2 protein-coding genes are annotated in these 1,247 nt (G+C 40.4%); both read left to right on the plus strand.

The annotated features are described in order from the left end of the window. Window positions 1-67 precede the first annotated feature (67 nt). Entirely contained in the window at window positions 68-352 is a 285-nt protein-coding gene (locus EDC16_RS12615; RefSeq protein ID WP_132968211.1) for a transposase, read from the plus strand. 17 nt (window positions 353-369) lie between these two features. After that, window positions 370-1,206 carry an IS3 family transposase gene (locus tag EDC16_RS12620; protein ID WP_157330517.1) on the plus strand — a complete coding sequence of 279 codons (837 nt, stop codon included), beginning with the start codon at window positions 370-372 and terminating at the stop codon, window positions 1,204-1,206. Window positions 1,207-1,247: the final 41 nt, after the last annotated feature.

The following is a 1,247-nucleotide window of genomic DNA, read 5'->3' on the forward strand; positions in this document are numbered from 1 at the left end:
TGTAATAGTCTAATTCCTTGCAACATACTAAAGACCACTTTATTGTGTAATAAAAAAGGAAATGACAATGAAAAAGCTCTTCACAACAGACTTTAAACAACGCTGTATAAACTTAATGTTGCATGAGCAACATACCGTTGCTGAAACCAGCAAAATAATGAATGTCAGTATCTCTGCATTACAACGTTGGAAAGTACAATATATCAAAGAAAAACAAGGCATTACTCCCGTAAAGCCAGCCATTACCGCGGAGCAACGAGAAATTCAGCGTTTACGCACAGAGGTGGAACAACTGCGCAGTGATAATGCCTTGCTAAAAAAGGTATCGGCCTTCTTTCTCGACAAACACTAAAGCACCGTTGTTTAGTATTGAGTAAAGAAGGCTACTCGCACGTACAACTGACACGTTGTTTTTCGATTAATCGAAGCACGCTTTATCGTTGGCTTAAAGCGCCGACAACCGCACTTTCTACGCTGGAAAAACGGATTCTTCAACTGCACGAAGAGAGTGAATTTACCTATGGTGTAAATCGCATGATGCATGCCTTGAGACTGGAGGGCATTCCTATTGGGCGGGCAAAAGTGCGTAAAAAAATGCGCGCATTAAAACTAAAACCACATTATCCAAAACCCGTGTTCTATCGCAAATCATTGAGCCATTATGCGGAAAACACGTTAAATCAAGTATTTTATACGAAAGATATCAATACAATATGGGTTGGTGACATCAGTTATATTTACACGCAACAAGGTTGGCTATATCTGGCGGTAGTGTTGGACTTATTTTCTCGCAAGGTAGTGGGTTGGGCTTGCAGTAAAACAATCGATACGGATTTGACAGAAAAGGCATTACGGCTTGCGGTACATCGACGAAAACCTCAAAAGGGGCTCTTGTTTCATTCAGACAGAGGCTCACAATACACGAGTAAACAATATCGGGACTGCTTATCGGAATTTCATATGGTAGCCAGTCAAAGTCGTGCAGGGAAATGCACGGACAATGCGGTAACAGAGCGTTTTTTTCGTTCATTGAAATGCGAGAGAGTCCACCGGCAGAACTACCGTACTTTTGATGAAGCGCTGTTAAATATTGCGGATTATATTGAGCGTTATTATAATCACCAGCGATTGCATTCAACATTGGGCTATCTTTCACCCGTGATGTTTGAACGACAAAAGGCAAATACTAAAATGCTTTTTAATTAAAACCAGTCTTAAAATTGTTGCAGGAAATTGAACTATTACAC

This window comes from Testudinibacter aquarius (genome assembly GCF_004342725.1).
In the GTDB taxonomy this organism is placed as follows: domain Bacteria; phylum Pseudomonadota; class Gammaproteobacteria; order Enterobacterales; family Pasteurellaceae; genus Chelonobacter; species Chelonobacter aquarius.

Bases quoted from the DNA above. Each gene is read 5' to 3' on its own strand.
- EDC16_RS12615 (WP_132968211.1), top strand. From the start codon at position 68: ATGAAAAAGCTCTTCACAACAGACTTTAAACAACGCTGTATAAACTTA.